The organism is Clostridium sp. MCC328 (genome assembly GCF_018785465.1).
In the GTDB taxonomy this organism is placed as follows: domain Bacteria; phylum Bacillota; class Clostridia; order Lachnospirales; family Lachnospiraceae; genus Pilosibacter; species Pilosibacter fragilis.
Map to the genome: position 1 here is coordinate 94,108 of NZ_WQPW01000052.1, position 18,112 is coordinate 112,219.

Annotated in this window: 14 protein-coding genes; 1 reads left to right on the forward strand and 13 read right to left on the reverse strand. The window is 50.1% G+C overall.

Annotation, left to right across the window (positions count from 1 at the left end):
• Window positions 1-39: 39 nt before the first annotated feature.
• Window positions 40-1,077 (reverse strand): ABC transporter substrate-binding protein, encoded by a 1,038-nt coding sequence (locus GPK83_RS09035; protein ID WP_215704585.1) that lies wholly within the window; start codon window positions 1,075-1,077, stop codon window positions 40-42.
• Between the two features lie 216 nt (window positions 1,078-1,293).
• Window positions 1,294-3,162 carry a DNA helicase RecQ gene (recQ, locus tag GPK83_RS09040; RefSeq protein WP_215704586.1) on the reverse strand — a complete coding sequence of 623 codons (1,869 nt, stop codon included), beginning with the start codon at window positions 3,160-3,162 and terminating at the stop codon, window positions 1,294-1,296.
• Between the two features lie 339 nt (window positions 3,163-3,501).
• Here recQ and GPK83_RS09045 point away from each other — a divergent pair, with 339 nt between their 5' ends.
• Window positions 3,502-4,086, forward strand: a complete 585-nt coding sequence (locus GPK83_RS09045) for a xanthine phosphoribosyltransferase (protein WP_021906004.1) — start codon at window positions 3,502-3,504, stop codon at window positions 4,084-4,086.
• Window positions 4,087-4,157: 71 nt separating this feature from the next.
• On the opposite strand, the gene GPK83_RS09050 is transcribed toward GPK83_RS09045, so the two are convergent.
• The 11 genes from GPK83_RS09050 to GPK83_RS09100 all read right to left on the reverse strand — a co-directional run bounded on the left by GPK83_RS09050 (window position 4,158) and on the right by GPK83_RS09100 (window position 17,930).
• A complete protein-coding gene (locus tag GPK83_RS09050; protein ID WP_215704587.1) occupies window positions 4,158-5,504 on the reverse strand; it encodes a hemolysin family protein in 1,347 nt (448 codons plus the stop codon).
• A gap of 282 nt (window positions 5,505-5,786) precedes the next feature.
• Window positions 5,787-6,137, reverse strand: coding sequence for a type II toxin-antitoxin system PemK/MazF family toxin (locus GPK83_RS09055; RefSeq protein WP_215704588.1), 351 nt, complete (start codon window positions 6,135-6,137; stop codon window positions 5,787-5,789).
• A gap of 176 nt (window positions 6,138-6,313) precedes the next feature.
• On the reverse strand, window positions 6,314-7,489 hold the full coding sequence (gene alr, locus GPK83_RS09060; RefSeq protein WP_215704589.1) for an alanine racemase: 1,176 nt from the start codon (window positions 7,487-7,489) through the stop codon (window positions 6,314-6,316).
• A complete protein-coding gene (locus GPK83_RS09065; protein WP_215704590.1) occupies window positions 7,479-9,062 on the reverse strand; it encodes an NAD(P)H-hydrate dehydratase in 1,584 nt (527 codons plus the stop codon). The genes alr and GPK83_RS09065 overlap by 11 nt, the downstream gene beginning before the upstream one ends.
• Window positions 9,059-9,427, reverse strand: coding sequence for a holo-ACP synthase (acpS, locus tag GPK83_RS09070; RefSeq protein ID WP_015554865.1), 369 nt, complete (start codon window positions 9,425-9,427; stop codon window positions 9,059-9,061). The genes GPK83_RS09065 and acpS overlap by 4 nt, the downstream gene beginning before the upstream one ends.
• Window positions 9,421-10,113 (reverse strand): redox-sensing transcriptional repressor Rex, encoded by a 693-nt coding sequence (locus tag GPK83_RS09075; RefSeq protein ID WP_015554866.1) that lies wholly within the window; start codon window positions 10,111-10,113, stop codon window positions 9,421-9,423. The genes acpS and GPK83_RS09075 overlap by 7 nt, the downstream gene beginning before the upstream one ends.
• 237 nt (window positions 10,114-10,350) lie before the next feature.
• Window positions 10,351-11,727 (reverse strand): AbgT family transporter, encoded by a 1,377-nt coding sequence (locus GPK83_RS09080; protein ID WP_215704591.1) that lies wholly within the window; start codon window positions 11,725-11,727, stop codon window positions 10,351-10,353.
• A gap of 70 nt (window positions 11,728-11,797) precedes the next feature.
• On the reverse strand, window positions 11,798-12,985 hold the full coding sequence (locus GPK83_RS09085) for a M20 family metallopeptidase (protein ID WP_215704592.1): 1,188 nt from the start codon (window positions 12,983-12,985) through the stop codon (window positions 11,798-11,800).
• A gap of 99 nt (window positions 12,986-13,084) precedes the next feature.
• On the reverse strand, window positions 13,085-14,011 hold the full coding sequence (locus GPK83_RS09090; protein ID WP_215704593.1) for a LysR family transcriptional regulator: 927 nt from the start codon (window positions 14,009-14,011) through the stop codon (window positions 13,085-13,087).
• 261 nt (window positions 14,012-14,272) lie between these two features.
• Complete coding sequence (abc-f, locus tag GPK83_RS09095) at window positions 14,273-16,255, reverse strand: ribosomal protection-like ABC-F family protein (RefSeq protein ID WP_215704594.1); 1,983 nt, start codon at window positions 16,253-16,255, stop codon at window positions 14,273-14,275.
• 304 nt (window positions 16,256-16,559) lie between these two features.
• The gene (locus tag GPK83_RS09100; RefSeq protein WP_252196286.1) at window positions 16,560-17,930 is read right to left on the reverse strand and encodes an MATE family efflux transporter; all 1,371 of its coding nucleotides are present in this window, start codon (window positions 17,928-17,930) and stop codon (window positions 16,560-16,562) included.
• Window positions 17,931-18,112 lie beyond the last annotated feature (182 nt).

Genomic DNA, 18,112 nt, shown 5'->3' on the forward strand with positions numbered 1-18,112 from the left:
TGTTTGCCACCCTGATGTCCTTATAATTTCAAGTCGTTATTATTCTTCGATCGCAACGTAGTCATCCGGAACCGTGATTCCAAGTGCCTCGCAGTTTGCCTTGTTATATTTCTTTGTTACCTCCGGTGCAAACTCGATCGGCATTTCCTTTACATCTTTGCCGTCCATCAGGATCTCTGCGCCCATCTCACCGGCTTTGTATCCGATATCGTAGTAGTCGATGGAAAGAGTTGCAACGCCGCATCCGGAGCAGATTCCCTCTTCACCTGCGATTACCGGAACCTTTGCCGGCAGGCAGATATTGTTTATGATCTCTGCATTGGAAGCAGCCGTATTATCGGTCGGAACATAGAGAACATCGTTCTCTCCTGCTGCTGTTGTTGTTACGGAAGCGATATCGTTGGAGTCTGCGAAGGTGTATTCCTTACAGGTATATCCAAGCTCCTCCAGAGATCCTTTTACGGTTGTTGCCTGATATTTGGAGTTCGGCTCTGCGGAACAGTATAATAAGCCGACATTCTTTGCGTCCGGGAACAGCTCGTTGAGCATCGCAGCCTGCTGGTCAAGCGGTGCGAGATCGGAGGTTCCGGAAATGTTAAGACCTGTCGTACCGGTCCAGTTATCGATGTCAAGAGCAGTCGCATAGTCTGTGATGGAAGTTCCGAGGATCGGGATCTCGCTGGTTCCTGCCGCTGCTGCCTGAAGAGCTGCAGTCGCGTTTGCAAGGATCAGGTCTACATCGTTGGATACGAACTGGTTGATGATCGTTGCGCATGTCGCGGAATCGCCGGATGCGTTCTGAAGATCAAATTTTACATTGTCACCGAGCTTATCTTTTAATGCAGCCTCGAAGCCTTCTGTCGCCGCATCAAGAGCCGGATGCTGGACTAACTGGCAGATACCTACGTTATAAGTCTTGCCGTCCTCTTTTGCCGCCTCAGTGGAATCTGCTGCCGCAGCTTCTGTTTTTGCCTCTGTGGCTGCTGCTGTTGTCTCTGCTGTGGAGCTGGATCCACAGCCTGTCAATGCGGAAGCAGCGACAACGGCTGCCATTGCAAATGCTGTTACTTTTTTCATAATATCGATCTCCCCTTAATTTTTCTCTTTTCGGAATCCTTTCCTTCATGCGGAATCCCGTTCTTAAATGCGTTGTTGCGTTACGCTTTAACGCGTGTGAGTGAAACTGTCATTATCATACACCCGTTTCTGTGATTCGTCAAGTCGATTTCCTATTTTTATCTATGCAAAAAGCGCATAAATTTCGATATTTCGAAACTTTCTGCGCTTTTAAATTTATAATTCCCCACTCAAAGAGTCCCTGATTTTATCCAGGAACCTCTCCCCGTACTTCTCAAACTTAAACTCTCCGACGCCGGAAACCTTCAACATTTCCTCCTTATTTTTGGGTTTTACAAGGCACATATGTACCAGCGTCTTGTCGGAGAATACGATGTAGGGCGGGACTTTTTCTTCCCTTGCGATCTCCCTGCGAAGTTCCTTTAAGAGGTCGAAAAGCGTCGTCTCCTTCTCTGTAAAGTTCTCGTTTCCGGCCGCCATCTTTGGCTTCTTCGCACCGGAAGTCTTCCCAGTCTTCATTCTCTCCTGCTCCTTTGGGAGCTTCATCGTGACTTTCTCATCTTCGCCGTTTAAGAGGGGCGCCGCGTTCTTTCCGAGTTTTACGATGGCGTACTCGTCGGATGTCACCACAAGATATTCCTTCACCTGGAGGAAATTTAAGACCTGGCGCAATCTGTATGTGGGAACCTTCGATAACTCTCCGTAATGGGAATTCTCATCCATGTGGTAGTTTCGGATCTTCACCGTCGCTGCCCCGTGGACAGTATCCAGGATCACCGTGGTTCCATACCGCTCCCGGCACTCTGCGACGCAGCCCACGATAGCCTTCGCAATCTCCGTCACATCCATCTCCTCAAACTGTGTCTTGCAGTTCGAGCAGTTCCCGCAGTATCCGCTTCCATACTCCCCGAAATACCGCAGGATATACTCTCTCAGGCAGTCGTTCGTAAAGCAGTAGAACGTCATCTTTTTCAAGCGATCCCGGTCTCTCTCCGCAACGATCGCTCTCGTCACATCGTCAAGCTCCTCATTATCCCGGTTGTTGTCGATAAACATCTGGTTTGTCACCACATCTCGGCCGCCGTAGAGCAGCAGGCAGTCCGCCGGTTCCCCGTCACGCCCCGCGCGGCCGGCTTCCTGATAATAGCTCTCCATGTTCTTCGGCATATTGTAGTGGATCACAAAGCGGACGTTCGACTTGTCAATTCCCATGCCGAAGGCATTGGTCGCCACCATGATCTGCGCCCGGTCGAAGATGAAATCCTCCTGATTCTGTTTTCTCTCGCTGTCGGAAAGTCCCGCGTGGTATCTCGTCACGGAAAAGCCGTCCTTCATCAGCTTCTCCGTCACCTCCTCCACGAGTTTTCTCGTCAGGCAGTAAACGATGCCGCACTGACCGGCGTGTTCTTCGATATATGTCTTTACCGCCGCATACTTGTCCTTCGGGCTCTGGACCTCGAAATAGAGGTTTGGACGGTCGAATCCTGTTGTCGTCACCACCGGATCCTGGAGTTTCAGGAGATCGATAATATCATCCCGAACCTCCGCCGTCGCCGTTGCCGTGAAGGCGCTGACTACCGGACGTTTCGGGAGTGTACACAAAAATTCTTCTATTTTTAGGTAACCGGGCCTGAAATCCTGCCCCCACTGGGAGACACAATGGGCCTCGTCCACCGCCACCATAGCGATCTTCGCGTGGACGGCAAAATCGAGAAATTCCGGTGTCAGAAGGCGCTCCGGCGCGACGTAGATGATCGGATATCGACCCTCGCGGGCATATCCCAGCGCTTTATAATACTGCCCTGGCGTCAGGGAACTGTTTAAATAGGCCGCATGGACTCCCGCCTGGTTCAGCGCGCTGACCTGGTCCTTCATTAAGGAAATTAACGGTGAGATCACAAGCGTAATTCCCCCGTTCTCCCCTGCCATCAACGCCGGGATCTGGTAACAGAGCGACTTTCCCGCACCCGTCGGCATGATTCCAAGTACGTCCCTGCCGGAGGTGATCGCGTCGATCATCTTTTCCTGTCCGTCCCGGAAAGCGTCATAGCCGAAATACTGTTTTAATACCTCATATTTATCCATAAAAGCATAATACCTTTCCAAATCTGATAAAGTATCGAGCAAAGTCTGCTATTGAAGCATTATTCAAATGGAACATAAAGAAAAACGATGCCGCAGCGCAGCTAAGAGCATATCGAATATCAGATCATTCAGAATCAAGAATTTATTGTTGTTCCATAATATCACGCTCCTGCTCTCCGTGCAAGCCCGCAGTCCATAAACTTTTATAAAAGATGTCGCTTTTCCATCCCTGTGCCCATTCATCTTCCCCGACTTTTCATCTTGTAATCTCCCCCCAATATTGCTATAATTGGATACAATACAGATACACCCGAAAAGGGGAATTACGGAGGAAAGAACATGAACTTTTTAGAAGAGCGTATCGCGAAAGACGGTGTTGTAAAAGAGGGAAACGTATTAAAAGTCGACAGCTTTTTAAACCATCAGATGGATATCGAACTTTTTGACGAGATGGGCGCAGAGTTCAAGCGCCGTTTTGCAAATGAAAATATCAACAAGATCCTGACCATCGAGGCATCCGGCATCGGTATTGCCTGTATCGCGGCAATGCACTTCCATGTGCCGGTCGTTTTCGCGAAAAAATCCCAGAGCGTAAACCTTGACGGCGAAATGTATGTTGCTGAAGTAGAATCCTTCACCCATAAATGTAAAAATCAGGTCATCGTTTCCAAGAAATTCCTTTCCCCGGATGACCATGTTTTAATTATCGATGACTTCCTGGCGAACGGTTATGCCCTTCAGGGACTGATCTCCATTGTCCATGAGGCGGGCGCTACAGTTGAAGGAATCGGCATCGCGGTAGAAAAAGGATTCCAGATCGGCGGACAGGTCATCAGAAATCTGGGCTACCACTTAGAGTCCTTAGCGATCGTTGAATCCATGGATCCGGCTGCCGGCACCGTAAAATTCCGCGAGCAGGACTAATGTAAAAACGGATACTTTCGCTTCCGGCAGGGATGCCGGAGTGCAAAGTATCCGTTTTTTATTTCTTCTTTCTATTTCTTCTCTTCTTTCGGTAACGGAATCGCAAGAACCGTCTGGATCACCTTGTTCTCCACTTTCATGATCTTTAACAGATAGTCCCCGATCCGGACACTTCCCTTCTCTCCCGCTTTCGGGATATGTCCAAGTCTTGACACCATGAAACCGTTCAACGTGTCAAAGTTATCCTTATCTTCCTTATCAAACTCCACCCCAAGAGTCTCCTCCACATCATCTAAGAGTGTGAGACCGGTAAGCTCATATGTACCATTCTTTCTGGAAACGATATCCGGCTCTTCCTTATCATACTCGTCCAGAATATTTCCGACGATCTCCTCTAAGATATCCTCCATCGTGACGATACCCGCAAGCTGACCATACTCATCCACGACCAGCTCGATATGGATCTTCTGGGACTGCATCTCCTTAAAGAGTGCGTTGATATTCTTCGTCTCCGGAATAAAGTGTGGGCTTCTGAGCAGACCCTTGATCTTTTTGATCGGTGTATTTAAATGTTCTTTCGAGTCTGTGTAATGAAGCATGTCCCGCATGTGGAGAATACCGATGATATTGTCGATATCTTCCTCATAAACCGGGAATCTCGAGTAGTTTGCTTCCTTCACAACGAAATCCAGCGCTTCCTTAAGCGTGATCTCCCCGTCCAACGCAAGGACAGCCGTGCGGTGCGTCATGATATCCGCCGCCACTTTATCATCGAACTCGAAGATATTCGTGATCATCTCCGCCTCACTGGCCTCTAAGACCCCCTGCTCATGACCTTCATTGACCATATACATGATGTCTTCCTCGGTCACATTGTCATCTTTTTCGCGGATATTGATTCCCACCGCCTTCAGGGAGATATAGGCGAACTGATCCATCAGCCACGCGAACGGAAACAGAAATTTCGCCACAAGCTCCACCAGTGGAAGCACCTTATAGCAGAACCGGATCGGACTTTTCGCAGCGATACGCTTCGGGATCACGATCCCCAGTCCCGTGAGCAGAAATGAGATTCCCACAAGTCCCGCGACATATGAAATTCCAACGGCTGCCAGATGCGGCATCTTCGTGCGCACTCCGAGCAGTGCCGTCAGATTTCGTACCACAAACAGCAGGGAAGACGCTCCCATTGCCAGTGTCAGGATACTCGTCGCCAGCTGGTTTGTGCGGATAAAGAGATACGGATCCTCCTGGATCTTCAGAAGCTTTTCCGCTCTCTTATTCCCCTCATCGCGCTCATCCTCCAGTGCACTGGTGTTCAGCGCCTGAACCGCCGCACCGAATCCGTACATCACCGCAAACAGGATCACCGATGCGGCAAATAAAACAATTCCTATCCACGAATTGCCATCGTCCATGAGAATTACCTACACTCCTTTATCATTTTCAGTACTGCATCCAGCAGTTTCCAGATCCACGGCTGAATTGTTTCAAAGATCCATTCCAAATCGGCTGTGCCGATAGGATTTTTGCATTCTAGTCTAAGTTTTCTTACGGCTAAGTTTTCTTACGGTCAGCGCAGTAAATGCGCAGACCTACTGAACAGTTACTATTTGTCCACTATAGCATTAAATCCATGCCCCGTCAAGGAATACACCCGCGATTATGTAACAGGTTCCGCCACTTTCACAGGCATTTTCCTAATAGCATCCAAGCTCCAGGCTGACCTTCAGCGCCTCGTCCACCCGGTCTAACAGCTCCCCGTCGATATGACAGATCTTTTCCCTGAGCCTCTGCTTATCAATGGTCCGGAGCTGTTCTAAAAGGATCACAGAGTCCTTCACCATGTCACAGTCTCTGGCGGAAAGCTCCACATGGGTAGGAAGTTTTGCCTTATTCATCCTTGATGTGATCGCCGCGCAGATCACCGTGGGACTATGCTTGTTCCCCACATCGTTCTGGATCACGAGCACAGGCCGCACGCCTCCCTGCTCCGAACCGACTACCGGTCTCAGATCCGCATAATAGATATCGCCCCGTCTGATAATCACAAGTCTCACACTCCGCCTGAATTTCTATGCGGTCAGCAGATCCGGGGCTGTGCCTGCACCTGTCCCCGGCGGCTGCCGCGCTCCTTCAAGAAGCCTGTCGCGCATGCTTCTTATAGTCCAGAGTATTTCCCACTTATGATATTTTATTCAGACGTACCGGTTTTCGAGCCTGACCGTCAAAATCCTTCGTACTCTTCATCCCTGCACATCATGCCGCCCACTTCTTTTCCATTCTTCACATACCGCCGCGGCACACGTTTTCCGATCAGGCACGGGATCTCGTAATGGAATCCGCCGGAAATATTTGCCAGCTCCTCCATAGTGATCTCCTGATCCCCGTCCATGCCCACAAGTGTCACGGGATCTCCCTCTTCGGCCTCCGGGATTCCCGTAAGATCCGCCATAAACTGGTCCATGCAGATCCGTCCTAAGATTTTTGCCCGTTTTCCATGGATCAGCACCTCTCCTTTTCCGGAGAGATTTCTCGGATAGCCGTCCCCGTAACCTGCAGAGACCGTAGCGATCCGCATCGTCTTCTCCGCCTTAAAGGTTCCGCCGTAGCTGACCTCCGTTCCCGGTCCGATCTCTTTGATGTAAGTGATAAAGCTCTTTAACGCCATCGCCGGTTTCAGAGAAATGATATCCTGTTTTACCTCATCCGACGGATACATGCCGTAGATCGTGATTCCCGCGCGGACCGCGTCCATGTTAAAATCCGGGAGCTCCACGATTCCTGCGCTGTTGGAACAGTGACAGACTGGGACAGCCACACCGGCTGCCTTCACATCATCGCAGAACTCGCGAAACCGTCTGTACTGCTCCCCTGCATTCGTCTTATCTGCCTCGTCTGCCCGTGCAAAGTGGGTAAACATACCGGCGATCCTGAGAGCCGGAAGCTCTGCGATCTCCTTTACGATCTCCACGGATCCCTCATCCGGGAAAAGTCCGATACGGCTCATTCCCGTATCCACCGCGATATGGATCTTCGCGGTCTTTCCCTCTGCCACAGCGGCATCTGATAATTCTTTTGCTCTCCGGTATTCAAACACCGGCAGACTGATGTCATTTTCAAGACATTCCTGATAGCGGCCGGCTGAAACCGGACCAAGACTCAGGATCTCTTTTTCAATTCCATGTCTCCTGAGCTTAAGCCCCTCATCCACCGTTGCCACCGCGTACCCACAGACAAAACGGTCGATGGTCCTCGCCACCGGGACTGCCCCGTGTCCGTATGCGTCCGTCTTTACCACGCCGTACATCTTCGTTCCCGGACGAAGATGCTCCTTCATGGCCTTCATATTTTCTTCAATACGCCCGAGATCCACCTCTGCGTAGATTCTGTCAAATTCCATCTCTGTATACCTCCGGAAGGCAATCTGCGATCTCCCCTGCTAACACTCCGTGGACTCCAAAATGTTGCTCAGCGGCCTCGCCGGCGAGACCGTGTACATAAACGCCAAGGGCCGCCGCGTCACTCTCCTCCAGTCCCAGCGCTACGAGCCCGGCGATCACGCCCGTAAGCACATCACCGGAACCGCCTTTGGCCATAGCCGGAGTCCCGCTTCCGTTCACGAACGTCTTTCCGTCTCTTCCGGCGATCACCGTCGCCGCATCCTTTAAGACGCAAACTACGCCGTACTGATCCGCGAACTCCCTAGCAGTGCGGACCGGATTCTCCTTCATTTCTTCTATCTGAATTCCTGTGAGCCGCGACATCTCCTTCATATGCGGCGTCACAATAATATTCTCCGTAAAATAACCGGTCAGTTCCCGGTATTCCGCCGCAAGATTCAGGGCATCCGCGTCAAGAATGATCGGAACATAGGCGTCCTTCAGGACATTTTCCACCATGCATCTGGCATAATCTTCCATCCCGATCCCAGGTCCCAGAACGATCACATCCGCCCATTCCGTCTCCCTCGCGATCTTTCGCGCAAAGTTTTCCGGGTCTTTCTCGGCCTCCTTCGTGTCGTAGGTAGCTAAAATGGCCTCCGGAAGCTTTTCCTGTACGATCAGCCGGTTCTCCTCCGGGGTAAAGACCTTTACGAGGCCGGCTCCCATCCGGTATGCCGCTCTGGCGGAAAGCAGGGAAGCCCCCGCCATGTTCTTCGCTCCGGCCATCACAAGGACCTTTCCGTACGTTCCCTTATTAGAGTCAGCCATGCGGGCCGGGATCCTCAAAAGATCTTCCCGATCCAGCATCTGGACATGTTTTTCCCGTTCTGCGCTGCTCTCCGGCACAAAGCCCACATCTTTCACGAGAAGATGTCCGCAGAGCTCCCGCCCCGGAAACAGCACCTGTCCAAGCTTCTTTTCTCCGAACGTGACCGTCACATCCGCGCGGACTGCATCTCCCATCACGCTTCCGTTATCGGAGCTGATGCCCGACGGGATATCGACAGCAATGACTTTCATGTCTTCCTGTCCATTGATCCACCGGATCAGCTTCCGGTATGCGCCCTCCACATTTCTCGAAAGGCCGATCCCGAAGATTGCGTCCAGGATCACGCCCCGGCAGCTTCTTTTTCTCTCCCCGGCCTTTCTAAACGGCTGCGCCGGGATCTTCTTTTCCACCAGGTCCGACAGATCTTCCGCCGTCATCACCGGAATTCCCAGCCGTTTTACGACATTCAGCTGGGCTTCCAGTTCCTCGCTTCCTTTTCCGTCCCGCTGCGGGAAAACGATCTTCACATCGTACCCCTTTAAAAACAGCATTCTGGCGGCGGCAACTCCATCCGCCCCGTTATTTCCAAAGCCGCAGACGGACCAGACGGTCCCTGCCCGTTCTTTCTCCAGTATCTCCTCTGCTTTCTCTGCAACTGCCATCGCTGCCCGTTCCATCAGGACTAAGGATGGAATCCCATACCCTTTGATGGACCTTGCATCGAACTCTTTCATTTCTTTTCCACTGAGAACTGCTTTCATCCGGCCTCCCCCTCTCCGACGGCAAACGCCATCGCATGGTCCTTCGTGTCTGAGATCGACACTTCGATCTTTGTGATCCCGAGATCTTCTGCTGTTTTTGCGGCTCCCTCATGAAGCTCCACATAGGGCTTTCCAAGAGGGTCTCTTAAGACCTCCACATGAATCGGCATAAACTCCCGGAATCCCGTTCCAAACACCTTCGCCACTGCTTCTTTAACGGCAAAAGTGCCGGCAAGGACCCGGGGATCTCCCTTTGCCTGCCGGCGCTCACGCTCGGTATAAATACGCGACAAAAAAGCCTCTTTATCACAGGCTTTTTTTACGCGCTCAATTTCGATCAAATCACAGCCAACTCCAATCAACATGTCTCATTGGTTCCCGTCTGTTCTGCTTTTTCCTTTGCTTTCCGCTCCCGCTCATCCTGCATGCTGCAGACACGATAGGAAAGTCGCATCAGGCTCTCGGAAAGGTGGACATTCTCAACGACCACATCATCCGGAACATTTAGGTCGGTATGGGCAAAGTTCCAGATCGCCTTGATTCCGGCCTTTACCAGGCGCTCTGCGATCTCCGGAGCCTTGGACTTCGGGATCGTGAGGGCTGCGATCTGCACCTCGTTATCGATAATAAACTGTTCAAGGTCATCGATCCCGCGGATTTCCACACCACGGACCACGAGACCGATCAGCCGCGGATTGGTATCGAACATTCCCTTGATCATAAATCCGCGCTTCTCAAAATTTGTGTAATTGGCGATGGCCTGTCCAAGGTTTCCGGCTCCGATGATAATGAGGTTGTGCTGTCTGTCGATTCCTAAAATCCTTGCGATCTCCGTGTAGAGATACTTAACATTATATCCGTATCCCTGCTGGCCGAAGCCGCCGAAATTGTTAAGATCCTGACGGATCTGGGACGCCGTCACCTTCATTCTGGCGCTCAGCTCATTGGAAGAAATCCTTTCAATCCCCTCCTCCATCAGCTCACCCAGATATCTGTAATAGCGCGGAAGTCTGGAAATAACCGCCTTTGAAATCTGTCTTTCGTCTGTCATTTTCTGGTTTCACCTTCTCAAAACTTTCATATAACGATGGAATCTATTATACTCATATCTATATTATTTGTCAAATCCTTGTCAAAGAATTTAGGCGAATTGGGGCTGGAACTGCCCTATCCCATAAAAAAGAAAATGTCCCGCCCATGATCTCCCCGATCGGACGGAACATTTTTCTTTTGAGTATATCGATATCTGTTTGATCAATCTATGCAGATGCACAGATCTGCCGGATCGTTACGCGTACTGTACAAAGTAACCGAAGATCAGGATCGCAGATCCTAAAAGCATCCAGATTCCGAACAGCTTGCCCATAAATTTCATCCAGCGGTCATAACCGATACCGGTAGCACCGAGGAATCCCATAAGGGCAGACGCATGCGGAAGAATGTAGTTACAGAAGCCGTCACCGAACTTATATGCAAGAACTGCGGTCTGTCTTGTCACGCCCGCTACGTCAGCAAGCGGAACCATAACCGGCATAACAACTGCTGCCTGACCGGTACCTGATGTTACGAAACCGTTGACGATCACGTTCATGACGAGCATAACCGCCGGTTTTAAGAAGTTCGGGAACAATGACAGCATATTTGCAAGTCCGTAAACAACCGTATCAAGAACCTTCGCGGACTGAAGGATCAGAGCAACTGTAGCGCCGAGACCAACGATCAGGGCTGCGGAAGTCATGTTCTTCGCGCCTTTCACAAAGTTTTTTGCGATCGTGCTTGGATCGTATCCGTAAATAAGTCCGCCGATGAATGCCATCCAGAATAAGCAGACAGCTGTCTCAACAAGACCCCAGCCACGAGTGATGCAGCCATACATTAAAGTACCGAAGGAAATTATAAATACTGCTAAAACATACGGATGACGCTTGTCTACCTCGACCTGTGTACCGGATACATCAAAACTGCTGACACCTTCCACACCGTAAATCGCGCTCTTTGTCGGGTCCTTTTTGCAGCGCTCGCCGTACCAGATGATATAAGCGGCTGTCACAACATAGAAGAGGACGAAGCTCACAACGCGGAGCCACATTCCGGAATAGGCCGGGAGCTCTGCGAGATCCTGTGCAACGGCTGTTGTCGGCGCAAGAATACCTGTTGAGAAACCAATGCCGACACCAAGAAGAACGATCGCCACACCAACGATCGCGTCATAACCAAGCGTTGCAGCAAGCATAACTCCCAGCGGAGCAAATCCGATGAACTTATTTGTGGACTGTGTAATACCGATAAAGGCAAAAATCAACAGGATCGCAGGTATGAATATTTTCTCCTTACCTTTGCACTTCATTGCCATCTTTCCACAGTACGCATGGAACATTCCTGTGGATAAGATCACCTCAAGGCAGCCGGCGATCACGATCAACGGGAAAATAATGTCAGCCTGTTTGGAAAGTCCCTTCATGACAAAGTTCGGGATTTTCCAGACCGGGACCGGTTCGCCCTCAACTTCATGATAAGATTCTACAATAACTGTGGTGTTGCCTGCCTCATTCTTCTCGCGGTCATATTCATGTGCCGGGATCAGGTATGTCATGATCGATACAAAGATCAGAAGCATAAAGATAATAACATACGAATGCGGCATTTTAAATTTCTTTTTTTCCATAGTAATCCCCTGTTCTTAGGTTCCGGCAGTTTTTGTTCTGCCGGTGTGTCTGATGGTATCTGTTTTGCTTTTAAACTTCGGAATTCTCTTTTGCCAGATTTTTCCTGAATTCCTCTTTCGCCTGTTTTAAAAGCTCCGGATTTTCGATGAGCTCCAGTGCAGTCCCTGCGAGGATCTTTGCCCCGTAGATCACTGCGTCATGGGCAGCTTCCGTCTTACCGGCTTCGATGTACTCCTGAGAATGGGCTGCAGCCCCCGGTGCCACAAACGCGATTCTCGCACATGTTCCCGGAACACGTCTCATGACATTTCCGAAATCCGTGGAACCCGTCTTCTCCCGCGCCGGAGCAATCTGCGGAGCATGGATTTCCTCAGCCTGCTTCATCACAAGATCATTTAAGGTGAGAACCGGAATCTTGTTGTCTACCTTCTTCTCCTCGATGATCTCCACCTCAGTCTCTGTCATCATGGCAGCACCCTTTAAGACCTTCTCAAACCGTTTACATACGGTATCAAGATACGCGCGGTTGTAGGAGCGGACATACACACTCGCTTCCGCGTAAGCCGGAACCACATTTGCAGGAGTTCCACCGCAGTTTACGACCGTGTAATGGATCTTTACGTCAGAATTGACATGCTCTCTCAGGAATTCGATTCCCTGAAATGCAAGGATCAGAGCGTCAAGAGCACTTCTTCCTTTCTCCGGCTTGATCGCCGCGTGGGCGCTCACCCCGTGGAAGATCACTTTGTACTTGGAATTTGCCAGAGACTTCACATCCACCTGGGTTGCCGGACCGCCGTGCATCATAAGTGCCGCATCCAGTTCCTCAAATGTACATCCATTCTGGATCATTCTGATCTTTCCGCTGACGCTCTCCTCCGCCGGAGTTCCATAAACCGTGATCGTATACGGTTCCCTGATCTCTGCGTCCTTCAGAGCCTTAGCGGCAGCCAGGATCGATGGTCCCTGCATATGATGTCCGCAGGCATGTCCGATTCCCGGAAGAGCGTCATACTCACAGAGCAGTCCGATATTCGGTCCGCCCTCACCTTGACGGTAGACAGCCTTAAACGCGGTCTCGACACCGGCAACTCCTCTCTCTACCGCGAAGCCTTCCTTCTCCAGCCAGTCCGTAAGAACTTTCTGCGCATGAAACTCCTCCAGCCCGATCTCCGGATGGTCAAAAATATCATCCGCCATAGCCGTCATTTCATTCCGGATCCCATCAATATCCCGGAACATGACTTCTTTCAACATAAAAAGCACCTCCGTTGTTTGATACCACAATGATACCAGACATCGGAGGTGCCCGTGAAATATATAAAACTTAAGATTACTATTGGCAATCATGATTTTCTATCGTTCAAGATAGTCCTGTCCAAATTCTTTCAGGATCTCTACCAGACCTTTCATATAGGCCGGAAGTTCACCATTTTTTTTGAATGCAACGACCACGTCGCGTTTATGGCGTTCGATATCCAGAATATAATAGTTTACCGGCTTCCTGTAATGGAAATTCACCGCATACGCTTCCCGGATAAAGGTAATCCCAAGACCTTCCGCCGCCATCTGGACCGCAGTCTCCATGCTGCGGATCACACGGACCTTTCCGGGCGTCACGCCATGTTGCCTCAGGATCGCGTCCTCGATCTTCCTGCTGCTCTGCCAGGCCGTATGTAAGATCAGAATCTCCCCATTCAGATACTCCGGCTTGAGCTTTCGGAAACGGCTTCCGGGTACATACTCCGACTTTTCATTGATCTCATGACAGACCGGAACCGCCACAAGGAATTCTTCCTGAAACAAAAGCTCCGTGTCCATATTTTCCTTCACATCCATCCGGTTCAGAATGACCATATCAAGCTCACTGTTCCTAAACATCTCCCCGAGATCCGTAAGGTTTCCCTCCCGTACCACCAGATCGATCTCCGGCCAGCGCCTCTCATATTCGGCAATCACCGGAGGCAGGAAAAAGCAGCCCCGCCGCTGGGAGATTCCAAGACGGATCCTCCCTGCCGTCTCCCTGGAGATCTTTTCGATCTCCTCGTTGAATTCCCGCTCCAGCTCGAGCATCTTTTCCGCTCTCTTCACATACTGTTCCCCCGCATAAGTCAGTGTAAACTTCTTTCCGCTCCTGTCAAACAGAGGAGTCCCAAGATTTTTTTCCAGATTTGTGATATAAATGCTGAGGGCCGGCTGAGAAATATAAAGTCTTTCTGCCGCTCTCGTCAGGTTTCCAAGCTCTGCCAATGTGCAGACATATTTCTGTTCCCGAAGATCCATGAATATCGCTCCTCTCAGGTGCACCACTTCCGGGATTGAACGATCCTATATCTTTTTCAATCTGGAAAGCCATGTGCTCCGACTCTGACTGTCGTAATTTCTTTCATCATTATATTCATTATTGTATCATCTTAACAAAACTTTGACAAACTGTCCCATGGAATAGCAGCTATATAAAAAACTTAATTCGATTATTTGTTTTCCTTATTGAGAATTTTTCTCAAATTATCGTTCTGTCATTCACGCAGAAAAAGAGCCGGCCTATTCAGCCAGCTCCTCCCATTTTTCATAAAGAGTCTCAAGTTTCCCTGCGATCTCCTCTTTTTCTTTATTTAACTCCATGAGCTTCGCCACATCGGAGAAGACGCTCTCATCGCAGAGAAGTCCGTCGATCTCGCCGTCCCTGGTCTCAAGCTTGTGGATCTCATCCTCGACTTTCTTCAAGTCATTCTGGCGCTTTCTCTGGCGGGCCTGCTCTTCCTTCTGGGCTTTCCAGTCAAGCTTTCCGCCTGCGTCCGCCGCGCTGCCCTGTGTCGCGTTATTGGAAACATCGGCTGCAGCCCCAGTCTTTGACGCGCCGAATCCTACGATTCCGCCGGTATTTTCCACGTTTTCGGTCCCGAAATGGGCGTTCATCATCGCCTCATGTTTTTCCAGATAATAATCGTAGTTACCGATATAATTCATCATCCGTTTTCCGGTGAGATCCAGGATCCTCGTTGCGGTCTTGTTGATAAAATAACGGTCATGGGAGACGTAGAGCACCGTACCGCCGTAATGGCTTAAGGCATTCTCCAGAATCTCCTTCGAAGTGATATCCAGGTGGTTCGTCGGCTCATCGAGGATCAGAAAGTTCGCCTCCGAAAGCATAAGTTTCGCGAGGGAAACACGTCCTCTCTCACCGCCGCTCAGATCCCCGATCCGCTTAAACACATCGTCACCGGTGAAGAGGAATGCTGCTAACGTACTTCTGATCTGGGTGTTGGACATTCCCGGGTAGGCGTCGGAGATCTCCTCAAACAACGTCTTCTCCATATGAAGGACCTGATGATCCTGATCATAATATCCGATGTGGACTCTGGAACCAAGAATGATCTCACCGTCATCCGGCTCCACAAGACCGTTGATGATCTTTAAGATCGTGGTCTTTCCCGTTCCGTTGTCACCGATAATAGCGACCCGTTCCCCGCGCTTTACATCGAAATTCAGGTCTGTAAATAATGTCTGGGAACCAAAGGACTTCGCCAGACCGTTTACTGTCAGCACATCGTTTCCGCTTAAGATATTCGGCTCCAGGCGGATATCCATGGCATCATTGACCTCCGTCGGCTTCTCCAGAACTTCGATCTTATCGAGCATCTTTTCCCGGCTCTCCGCTCTCTTAATGGACTTTTCCCGGTTGAAGGATTTTAACTTTTCGATGACCGCTTCCTGGTGCTTGATCTCCTGTTGCTGGTTTAAGTATGCCTTCATCTGGATCGCGCGCATCTGCGCTCTCTTTTCGCTGTAGGCCGTATAATTTCCGGAGTAGACCACAGCATGTCCATTATCCAGTTCGATGACCTTCGATACGATCTTATCAAGAAAATACCGGTCATGGGCAACGATGAGAACGGCACCGCGGTAGTTTAAGAGATATGTCTCCAGCCATGCGATGGAGGACATGTCCAGATGGTTCGTCGGCTCATCGAGAAGAATGATATCCGGGTTTGTGAGAAGAAGCTTGCCCAGAGAAACTCGTGTCTTTTGCCCGCCGGAAAGCGTGGAGATCTGCTTGGAGAACTCCTCCTCCGTAAATCCAAGCCCCTTTAAGACACCTACAATCTCACTCTTCCAGGCATAGCCGTTAATGAGTTCAAACTCATGGCTTAAACGGCTGTACTGATTCATCATGGTCTCCAGCTCTTCCCCGGATGCCGTCTTCATGGAATTTTCCAGATCCCTCAGACGATTTTCCATGGCGATGACAGATTTTTTTGCGTCAAGCATCTCCTCGTAAATGGTCCTGTGGCTTAAAAGATCCTGGTTCTGTGCCAGGTAGCCCAACGTCTTTCCGCTTCCCAGCACCACCTCACCGGAATCAGGCTGCAGTTCACCTACGATTATTTTTAAAAGCGTCGATTTTCCCGCGCCGTTGATGCCTACGATCGCCGCCTTTTCATGGTCTTCAATATGAAAGGAAGCGTTCTTGATAATATCGTCGCTTCCGAATGATTTGCAGATATTGCTGCAGGATAATATCATAAAATCCTCCTGTTTCTATCACTGTAACAGCTTCACAGCCGCATACTTTTTGTACACCGCAGTTATTTTTACAACTGCTCTTTTATCTTTCAACCGCAAATACAGACTCTGTATTTGCCAGCATTTACTTTTTTATTTAAGCCCAGGGAAAATACGGCCACACCGACGTTTATGATCGTTCCAAGTCCAAACAAGTATAACACATATCTCCCATCAGCGCAACGAACACAAAATCAAAAATCCGCTGCCGTTTTCCATGACATTCCGTTCATGTTGAACCAGGCAGCGGACATCTCTATTCATTTTATGCTTCTTTCTCCACCTGCTCTTCCCATCTGCTTCTCTTATAGTAAAAGTAGGAGATAACCGCGCACACGATCCAGCCCACCGGGTAGCCGAGGCCTACGGTGTACTCGTTGAAGGCGATCTTTGTCACGAAGAACAGATAGATCTGTCGGCAGACAACGAAGCTGAAGAGCATGATGCACATCGGACCCTTCGCGTCACCGGAGCCTCTTAAGGAACCGGCAAGGATCTGGTTGAAGGAGCTGCAGAAGCGGAACGGCACGGTCATCAGGATAAACAGGGTTCCGTAATGCAGAACCGACGGATCCCTGTTAAAAAGTGATACCAGGGATCGCGCGGAGAGCGCCATGGCAATGGAGATGCAGATCAGCACGCCGACTCCCATGAACACCGCCTGTCGGACACCTTTTCTGGCACGCTTTACGTTCTTCGCGCCGAGGTTCTGTCCCACAAAGGTGGTTGCCGCCTGTCCCATGCTCTGGGCCGGCAGGATCGCGAACTGGTCGATCTTCGAGTGGCAGCTCCAGCCCGCCATGATAACGGAGGAACCGAGGCCGTTGACATACGCCTGTACCAGAGCATTTGAGAAAGCCGTGAGCCCCTGCTGGACACCGGCAGGAAGTCCGATCCGGAAGATCTCACCGAGACATTTTTTATTGATATGTAAGTCTTTTAAGACAAGTTTATGGACTCCATCTGTTCTTGTGAGTGTCAGGCAGGCCAGAAATGCGGAAACTGTCTCCGCCATCACCGTGGCAATCGCCACACCGCTGATTCCCCAGTGGAATACCGCCACAAAAAGGATATCCAGGACAATATTTAAGCAGCTGCTGATGATCAGGAACAGGAGCGGACGTCTCGTATCCCCCACCGCCCTTAAGATCGCACTTCCCATATTGTAGAGGAACAGCACCGGGACTCCGACAAAGTAGATTTTTAAATACTCACCCGCCGGTCCGACCACATCATCCGGCGTGGACATCCACTTTAACATCACCGGAACGACCCCGATAGAGATCAGGGAGACAAAACATCCGACGATCACCGCGAAGAGGATCGTCGTCTCCACCGCCTCGTGAAGCTTCTCGTGGTTTTTCGCGCCGAAACTCGTGCTGATCACCACACCGGCTCCGATGGAGATTCCGTTAAAGAAGTTCACCAGCGTGTTGCAGATCGCCGTGGTAGCTCCCACAGCCGCCAGGGCCGACGTTCCGAGATAATTTCCCACAACGATGCTGTCCACGGTATTGTAGAGCTGTTGGAATACGTTTCCCATGATCAGCGGGATTGCAAACAGCACCAGCTGTTTCCAGATCACTCCCTCCGTCATATCAATGTTTGTTTTTCGTCCACCTTGAGGTCTCGGCATCCACATTGCCCCTTTCTGACTGTTATTTCTGTTTTAACTCGTTTTTTATGTAAAATTTACCATTAAAATGTAATATCTATGTAAATCATACGGGATTTCGGGAGAAAAAGCAAGCAGTTCCATGACGTCGCTGTCACAGGAAAACCGTTGTCTGTTTCACAAGAAAATTTTGTGAATTCAAG